Below are 8431 nucleotides of genomic sequence, written 5' to 3' on the forward strand. Positions count from 1 at the left end.
TTGGTTGGTTGGTTGGTTGGTTGGTTGGTTGGTTGGTTGGTTGGTTGGTTGGTTGGTTGGTTGGTTGGTTGGTTGGTTGGTTGGTTGGTTGGTTGGTTGGTTGGTTGGTTGGTTGGTTGGTTGATTGATTGATTGATTGATTGATTGATGTTTTGGTTTAGCGGATGGTGGCGAGGGGGGATTTGATTTGTGTGTTATTTATTATGGCAATTGAGCCGTTTTTGCCTAGTCGTAGTTGTCTGTCGCCTCGGAAAACGCAGACTTGCCCGTTTCTTAGTTCAATCCAGTTGCCGACGTTGATTTGGTTGATTTGTCCGTCCCAGAGGCATAGGTTGATTTTGTCTGTATCGTCGCCTACTATGGCGTTTACGACTAGGATGTTGTTGCCGAATTGGGTGTGGACCTGGGTGGGTTGGGGGATTTCGAGGACTTCGGCTTTTATGTTGATACGTTTCATGCCTGCTCGTAGGTCTTTGATTTGGATGTAGACGGATTCTGTGTTTTGTTTGGCGATTTTCTTTTTGATTTTATCGCTGTTCATCCAACTCTCAAAGGGGTTGTCTTTTCGGTGTAGAAATTCTTCTTCTACTCGGAATTGTGCTACGACGTCTCTGTCTTTGGTTATCAGAAAGATGGTTTCGCCTTTGGTTTTGCCGCGGTATTCTACGTGGAGATTGCCGCAAACAGCTACTTTTTCTGTCTGTTTTGCTAATACGAGTGCTTGGAAAACTTCGTTTGGATAAACACTGTATTTGACTGAAAGTAGTGCGAGATGTTCGCCTAAGGTTGATTTTTTCTGTCTCAATTTACCCTCTCATGTTCTAAATTCCAAGAAAAAGCGGGGGGTTCCTGTTGATTCCTGCTTTTTCTCTTACCCGGTTTCTAAATCCGTATTATCCCCGTATATGGGGGTTTTACCTATATTAGGTTGACTATTCAGGCGCGGGGGCCTTTCTGTCTTATAAGTCGAGTTTGATGTGTTTTTGTCGCAGTATTTGCCGTGGGAAAGCATGTGATTTATAAGTATGGAGTGGCTTTATGTGGGGATAATGTGCAAAGCAGTTGCACAGCAATGTATTAGGAAGTGAAATAGCGAAATGTCATATGGTAACAGAGAGATGCACAAGGCAACTTGCGCTGACTGCGGGAAAGAATGTGATGTTCCTTTCAAGCCAGACGGTACAAGACCAGTTTACTGCCGAGAATGCTACTCTAAGCGTAGACCACCAAGAAGATACTAAGCGCAAGCTTTAGCATCTTTCAACAGTTAAATTTTCTTTTTTATTTTTTAACATTTTCCGTCACTTCTATGGCTTTGTGTTATGCTTGCCCTTAAGAGGACGTCATCACCTGTTTTGCGGTAACAGTCTTTGTTGTCGGTTCCCTATTTTATACACAAACTCAAAGAAACTGTTGTTTTGTGGTATAACTAGCGTCTTGTAGTTGGGCGGTGTTGTGCATATTGGGATGTGATTTGGCTTGCAAAGGGTTTTTAAAGCACAACAGAATATGAAAAACCTCCATGGGCCCGTGGCTCAGTCAGGCTAGAGCGGAGGACTCTTAATCCTTAGGTCGCGGGTTCAATTCCCGTCGGGCCCGCCATATATCCTCTCTATTTGGATTTTGTAAGTAAACTAATTTTTAAACTGTTATTAGATATCTTCAATTAAGGGGGATTTATTTCTGTGGTTACTTCTGTATGGCTGTTTGAGTGTTTGCTGTTTTCTGTGTGTAGCGTTGTCTTTTGGTGATTTGGCAAACGTTTTTTATCCAATAAACCCACTTTAACAGGGATTTATTTGGCTAATACAAGGCATGGTTATGATCACTATGAGCTGCTAAGTGCACTGCAAAAAAGTATTCGTCGTGGTATGGAATATGAAGCGGTTCATTTTGCGGTTGAGCTTGAAGAATTTAATCCCACGATGCTGTGGAACCGTTTACGTGTGATTGCCTGTGAAGATGTGGGCCCCGCAAATCCGATGATGTCGATTTTGGTTGATGTGTTACAGAAAAATTATGCATCTGAGAAATCCAAACTTGGCGAAAATTCTTCCCGGTTATTTCTTGTTGATGCGGTAGTCTGTTTGTGCTTTAGCCAAAAAAGCCGTATTGCAGATGATCTTCAAACGGTAGTCTATATGGAACGTGAAGCCGAGGGCAAATTTCTTGCCATTCCCGAGTTTGCACTCGATAAACATACCGCCAGAGGCAAAGCATTAGGCAAAGGTATAGACGACTTCTTTAATGAAGGCAACAAACTAGAAAATGAAGCATTTCTCAATCACTACACTGAGAGAGCAAAAGAACTCTTAAAAAAACACACCAAATAAGTAGAGTAGTGTGTCAGTTGTTATTTTGATGACCCTTTTCGAGGGCTCTTAAAGTATTCTCTGATTTCTCTTTGCGGTAGTTGTGATGATTCCAAATAAATAATTGTGCGTAAAATACTGGTTGGTTTCTTTTGATATTGGCTGTTTTGGGTCGTTGTCCAAGTGGCCTTTTTGGAGGCCTTGAGTAAAAAAGGGTGGGATGGGTTGTTTAGTAGCTGTTGTCTTTCTTTCCGGATAGGGCGGCCCAGATAAATACTATTACGACAGTGATAACTCCGCCTGCAAATCCAGCAATTATGAAGGACCCTATATCTGCCAGTGCTGGCAGAACCTCTCCCAGCCAGGGAATGATGTATTTTGATGTTACTAGTGCTAGAATGCCGCCAATAAAGCCTACAAGGAATATCAAGACAAACGTTTTTAGTCTGCTGGCCATTTACTTCACCTATTGGTAGCTGATTGAGTGGCGGTTCTTTTTAGGCTAACTTACATGTTCATGTATAAAATCGCCATTGTATAAGCGATGTTTAACAGTATCTTATATAGCTTGATAGGTTGTCCAGTGCCATGTATATCCCTACATATATACGTGCATATTGTCGCCATATTAACAACGTATAATTCATTTTCCGCCATTCTACGCTCTAAGAGGTAGTTAAATTGTCAGACAGATTCGCTAAAAAGTGGGAAAGTAAACGGGACGAAGAGCCCTTCACAAATCGCATCAAAGATGCAGTTAAACCGCCGGGACCGCTAAAACCACGCCTTGACTTTGCAGTAAGGCGTATTGAACTTCAAGTTCAAAAACTCGATCAAGCAACCGACAGATTTGGCCAAAGAGACAAAGCCATATTTGCTAAAATTGTCGATGCATACACCAAGCACGACAGCGCCCGCGCAAACGTTTTTGCCAACGAATTGGCAGAAGTCAGAAAAATGTCTAAATTAATTATGAATGCAAAACTTGCACTCGAACAAATAACCTTACGCTTAAGAACAGTCTCCGAATTAGGCGACGTAGTCTCCACCCTCGGACCAGCTGTTGGCGTACTCCGTTCAGTACGGTCTGGTTTAGGCAGTGTCTTCCCAGAAGCAGAAAATGAGCTAGGCGAAATTGGTAACATGCTTAGTGGAATCATGATTGAAGCAGGCCAAGGTAGCGGCATGACTCTCAACTTTGATGCAGTCAACGAAGATGCCTCAAAGATCCTAGTTGAAGCAGCAACAGTTGCAGAACAAAAGATAAAAGACAAATTCCCAGACCTACCCCCAGGAATGCCCGCTTCCCCAGCTTCCCAAGCAGACAAAACATACTAAATAGAAGGAGAAAAAGCAAATGTCTAACTCCAATCTTTTTCTTTCTATCGGTAAACCAATCAAAAACGAATACGGCCACATAATCGGAAAAGTTGCCTCATTCGCACTAACACCCAACGGTAAATTCGACGCAGTATACATCGAATTTAGCGATGGACAATTCCAAAAACAACCCATGGAAAGCCTACGCTTTAACGGCGCCGAAATCACCTTTATATCAAAAATTAAATCCCAAGCAGGCACACTCTGCGACCAAATCCCCCTGATATGGCGCAAAGATGAAGCCCTAAAAGACTTGGTGGACAAAAAGAAAATCACCTCCGATATCTACCAAGAACTCCACGGCAGCTTTGAAAACGTATTAACCCAGCTCAAAAAAGAAGCCCAAATCATCATCGACGAATCCGCCATAGAAATCGAGCGATGCCAAGAAGAAATCGCCTCCCTAGGCTATGCCATCGCAAACCTCGAAATCGAACATGAAATCGGCCAAGTCGACGAAGAAAGCTACAAAACAGCATTCAACCTGTTACAAGAAACCCTGCGCCGCGCAACTTCAGAGAAAACCGACTATGAACTAACCAAGAGCAGACTCGCAAGCGTACTCCTAGGCGACCAAACTCCTCCAACTTCTCAAATGCCCCCTCCACCCAAACAACCAGTCACCAACAAAGTCTACGCTGAAACAGTCACCAACACAGCCACCAAATTACCTGAACCCCCAGTTGTTGTCTACGTAAAAGAAATCGGCAAAACTGGTCTATAAGAAAAACCACGACAAACGTTCGGAGCCCAGGGACAAACATGAAATTTCCAACCAACAAAGCCCCTCCTCCGGTACGTGAAGTCGCAACCAAATCTATCTATACCCTAAAAACTCAACAAAACAAACTAGAGCAGGCTAGTTTCCGCCTAAAAGAGCGGGACCGTATTCTTTTTGAAACCTGCATGAGCGCACTCAAAAAAAATAACAAAGAAAAAGCAACCATGTGCGCCACAGAAATTTCTGAAGTGCGCAAACTCGTCAAATTCCTCTACAACGTCCAACTAGCTATTGAACGAGTTGTCATGCGCCTTGAAACCATCAGAGAATTAGGCGACATAGTTGCTGACCTCAAACCCGCACTCCACCTACTCCAAAACGTCTCCCAAGAACTCTTCCAAGTGTTGCCAGACGTCAGCACAGAACTAAACAATGTTAACTCTGCCATACAAGACACTCTCCATCAAACCACCCTAACCACAGATGAGAATATAGTTTCAGTAGGCAGAAAAACAGAAGCCGGCGAAGAAATCCTAAAAGAAGTCTCAAGCTTTATTGAACAAAAAATCAATGAGACCCTCCCCGAACCGCCAGCTCTCACTCCACTCAAAGAAAAACTCATCGAAAAAATTCCCCAAGCACCCATCCGCGAGATGGTCGCCCTAACAGCCAGCTCTTCCCAGGTATTTGGCCAACAAACAATCGAACAATCCAGCTTTGACCCTGAGAAGACACTTTTCTCATACAAAAAATCTGAAATCAAAGAATTCTCCGTAAAAGTTGAGAAAACAACCGCCGAATTTGAAGAAATCCTCCTAGCGTATGTACGCAAAACAAAAGGAGAAATCGATCTGAGCCGATGTTCCTCAGAACTACAAACCTCAAGCGAAGAAATCGAGCGAACATTGGAGAATTTAGGCTCTAAAGGAAAAATCAAACTAGAATTACGCTCACCTGAATGAGGGAAAAGGAGAAGCAAACAACAACATGAGTGCATCAAGTGAATTAGAAAAAACAGCAACAGCCTACGCCCTAGACGCCGTACGGCTAGACAAACAAGGGCAAAAAGGCCGAGCTATAACCCTATACCAAAAAGCCATAGAAGCTTTACTACAACTGGTCCAACTCTACCCAGAGTACGGCCTAAACAAGGTTTATGTCCAACGAGCAATCGCCTACCAAGAACGCATAAAAGCCCTCCAAGGCGCAGTTTCACCCATGGAGATGAATGAAGCCGCAAACGAAAACGGCGAAAACGGCGGCGCAACCATGGACGGCAACAACGGCGGAGGAGGATCTGCAAAACCCAACGAAGAACTCGTAGTCACCGAAAAACCCAAAGTCAGCTGGGCAGAAGTCGTCGGCCTAGAAGTCGCCAAAAAAGCCGTAAAAGAAGCAATCGTCTACCCAGTCCAACGCCCCGATCTATTCCCCCTTGGCTGGCCCCGGGGCATCCTACTCTTTGGCCCACCCGGATGCGGCAAAACTCTACTGGCCGCAGCAGTCGCAACCGAGATTGATGCCAACTTTTACTCCATTGACGCCGCCTCCATCATGTCAAAATGGCTAGGCGAAGCAGAACAAAACGTAGCCAAACTCTTCGGATCCGCCCGCAAATCAGCTACAGAGGGCAAACCCGCCATCGTCTTTGTCGACGAACTAGACTCACTGATGGGCAATCACAGCAACGAAGTCGGCGGCGAAATCCGCGTCAAAAACCAATTCCTAAAAGAAATGGACGGCATCGCCGACAAAGGCAAAGCCCTCCACGTCTATATCATGGGCGCCACCAACAAACCCTGGGACCTAGACTGGGCCTTCATACGCAGATTCCAAAAACGTATCCTAGTCCCCCTCGCAGACAGCGCCACACGCCTAAACATGCTCAAACACTACACCGAAACACTCACCGTAGACACCAACGTAGACCTAACCGAACTAGCCCGACTAGCAGAGGGCTTCAGCGGAAGCGACATACGCGACGTCTGCCAATCAGCCCAACTAAAACTAATCGGCGAATTCTTCGAATCCGGCAAAGCCACCGACAAAGAAGCCAAACCCCGTGCCCTAACAATGGCTGACTTCCGCCAAATCTTCGAAGAACGCAAACCATCCGTCTCACTTGATATGCTCACAAACTACAACCGATGGTTCGACGCATTCAAAGCACTATAAACAAACAAACGGAGAAAAAAGAAAACAGTAAAAGCATGGTTGGGTGGAAAGGTCTGGAGAACGATAATTTTAACACGCTCTCCCTTCTCCCCCTCATACTATCTCCAAGCCCCACAAACTAAAACCAACCTGCTTCTTTTTTACCCTTACATGTCCTGTCTATTACTTGGTAATTATTTTGTTTCATGAGTTCCCCATCGGATGTGGACCGATGCTGGAAGAATCCTAAAACCCCCGTATTTCATGTGTCAATTAATTTTGTCCCAAAGCCTGGGGGTGAGTTTGCCGTAGTAGGGTAGACAGGTGAGGTCGATTGTTAGGGTGACTTTTTTGGTGAAAGTTCCTTTTTGTTTGGCTTTTTGTAGGACTTCTCGGTTGAGGTTGTTTAGTCGGGTTTGTGTTGTGTGGCGGTTGAGTTGTTTTAGGCGGTATAGGAAGGTGTCGTTGTCGGGTTTGGAGGGCGGGTGGTGATGGTTGGGTTTGTGTTTTTTGGGGTGAGTTTGGTGGAGTTTTTTTGTTAGGCGGCGTAGTCCGCTGTGGGCTAGCTGTTTTGGAGGCTGAGCCATGTTAAGCATCGTATGAGGTTTGGGATTGGTATTTGGCGTTGTAGTGGGTGGGGATTTGGCGGTGTTTTTGTGTGAGGGTTTGCGAAAAGGTGAGAAACCCCATCAGGCTTCTACTTATACCGTGAGCCATACTTTGTTGGCCTTCCTGACAATCGTCAGTAAGGTATGGTTCTCAATTTAGCATTAACGGATTAACACACTTGCGGAACTACTGGTACATGCCATAATTTTATATAGAAGTTGAAATGAATATGGATTTTATATATCGAGCAAGTGATTGCTTGAGATAAAAATAGGAGAAGAAAAAATGAAAAACATAAAAAGAATCAAATCAAAAATTGCCATCGCAGTCTTGGTAATCATGTTTGCTACTGGAACACTGATGACAGCTATACCAACAGCAAAAACAATAGATTTTCCAACTTATATAATAGCTAACGCTGGCCCGGACCTAGTTGGCGTGAGTCAACCCGTATATATTAACGCCTTCATGACTAAACCAAATCAGGGAGCGGCCATGGGTACAGCCGGTAGTCGATATGAAGATCTCTCGATAGTAATCACCGACCCCAATGGAAAGAAAGAAACTTTTGGGCCAAAACAAGCTGACTCGACAGGAGGAATATTTATGACGTACTATCCAACTATCACTGGAAACTTTACTGTGCAAGCATTTTACCCGGGGCAAAACATTACAAATACTGACAGATACCTTGGATCTGAAAGTTCCTTAGTGACATTCACCGTACAACAAGACCCGATAGCGACAACCGGACAAAATCCGCTACCGACTGAATACTGGTCTCGACCGATATACTCAACAAACTTTGATTGGGGCGCACAGCTTGGCTCAAACTGGTGGGGTCTTGGCGGACCTTCATTTAGCATAACTGGCGGGTACGACACTCAAGGAAACGTTCAACCATACGGTCAGGCGCCAAAAAGCTCTCATATACTTTGGACAAAGCCGACATCGTTTGGTGGTCAACCAGGCGGTGAAATTGCCTCCGACCAAGAAAGTCAGTTTACCTCAACCTCCATAATGAAAAACCACTTTAACCCGATTATAATCTACGGAGTACTAATATACCAGGAATGGCCAACCGCTAATAATCCTTCAGGTCTCGATAACCCCCTTATGTGGAAAGCTATCGACCCCTAACTTCCTGTTTTAAGTAATATGGAGGTTTAGAGTGTCTAGTAGGTCGTTGGTTTTTTTGGTGACTTCACTTAGATGCCATATGTCGTTTATTTTGACTTTAAAGATGTATTTTAAA

At 44.3% G+C, this 8431-nt stretch carries 11 protein-coding genes and 1 tRNA gene; 8 read left to right on the top strand and 4 right to left on the bottom strand.

The genetic code is table 11. The annotated features are described in order from the left end of the window. Positions 1–157 precede the first annotated feature (157 nt). Positions 158–805, bottom strand: a complete 648-nt coding sequence (locus FWF39_RS11175; protein ID WP_343383521.1) for a hypothetical protein — start codon at positions 803–805, stop codon at positions 158–160. A gap of 313 nt (positions 806–1118) precedes the next feature. Between FWF39_RS11175 and FWF39_RS11180 the strand changes: the two genes are divergently transcribed. From FWF39_RS11180 to FWF39_RS11190, 3 genes are all read left to right on the top strand, one after another. Next, positions 1119–1241 (top strand): CxxC-x17-CxxC domain-containing protein, encoded by a 123-nt coding sequence (locus FWF39_RS11180; protein WP_343383531.1) that lies wholly within the window; start codon positions 1119–1121, stop codon positions 1239–1241. Between the two features lie 283 nt (positions 1242–1524). After that, a tRNA-Lys gene (locus FWF39_RS11185) sits at positions 1525–1602 on the top strand. Positions 1603–1799: 197 nt separating this feature from the next. Beyond that, positions 1800–2333: a hypothetical protein gene (locus FWF39_RS11190; protein ID WP_343383522.1), complete on the top strand. Its 534-nt coding sequence runs from the start codon at positions 1800–1802 to the stop codon at positions 2331–2333. 208 nt (positions 2334–2541) lie between these two features. Here FWF39_RS11190 and FWF39_RS11195 read toward each other — a convergent pair whose 3' ends face one another. Further along, the gene (locus FWF39_RS11195; protein WP_343383523.1) at positions 2542–2769 is read right to left on the bottom strand and encodes a hypothetical protein; all 228 of its coding nucleotides are present in this window, start codon (positions 2767–2769) and stop codon (positions 2542–2544) included. A 224-nt stretch (positions 2770–2993) separates the two neighbouring features. Between FWF39_RS11195 and FWF39_RS11200 the strand changes: the two genes are divergently transcribed. From FWF39_RS11200 to FWF39_RS11215, 4 genes are read left to right on the top strand one after another with little or no spacing between them, the layout of a single operon-like run. Beyond that, positions 2994–3650, top strand: coding sequence for a Snf7 family protein (locus FWF39_RS11200; protein ID WP_343383524.1), 657 nt, complete (start codon positions 2994–2996; stop codon positions 3648–3650). A gap of 19 nt (positions 3651–3669) precedes the next feature. Then, positions 3670–4416, top strand: coding sequence for a CdvA-like protein (locus tag FWF39_RS11205; protein ID WP_343383525.1), 747 nt, complete (start codon positions 3670–3672; stop codon positions 4414–4416). Between the two features lie 38 nt (positions 4417–4454). Then, the gene (locus tag FWF39_RS11210; RefSeq protein WP_343383526.1) at positions 4455–5375 is read left to right on the top strand and encodes a Snf7 family protein; all 921 of its coding nucleotides are present in this window, start codon (positions 4455–4457) and stop codon (positions 5373–5375) included. 25 nt (positions 5376–5400) lie between these two features. Next, a complete protein-coding gene (locus tag FWF39_RS11215; RefSeq protein ID WP_343383527.1) occupies positions 5401–6588 on the top strand; it encodes an AAA family ATPase in 1188 nt (395 codons plus the stop codon). Between the two features lie 248 nt (positions 6589–6836). Here the strand turns inward: FWF39_RS11215 and FWF39_RS11220 are convergent, their stop codons facing one another. Both FWF39_RS11220 and FWF39_RS11225 read right to left on the bottom strand, forming a co-directional pair. Beyond that, positions 6837–7154 (bottom strand): hypothetical protein, encoded by a 318-nt coding sequence (locus tag FWF39_RS11220; protein WP_343383528.1) that lies wholly within the window; start codon positions 7152–7154, stop codon positions 6837–6839. Between the two features lies 1 nt (position 7155). Beyond that, entirely contained in the window at positions 7156–7284 is a 129-nt protein-coding gene (locus FWF39_RS11225; RefSeq protein WP_343383529.1) for a hypothetical protein, read from the bottom strand. Positions 7285–7431: 147 nt separating this feature from the next. On the opposite strand from FWF39_RS11225, the gene FWF39_RS11230 reads away from it, so the two are divergent. Next, positions 7432–8316, top strand: a complete 885-nt coding sequence (locus tag FWF39_RS11230) for a hypothetical protein (protein ID WP_343383530.1) — start codon at positions 7432–7434, stop codon at positions 8314–8316. Positions 8317–8431 lie beyond the last annotated feature (115 nt).

Source organism: Candidatus Bathycorpusculum sp. (assembly GCF_009778815.1).
GTDB classification, from domain to species: domain Archaea; phylum Thermoproteota; class Bathyarchaeia; order Bathyarchaeales; family Bathycorpusculaceae; genus Bathycorpusculum; species Bathycorpusculum hydrogenotrophicum.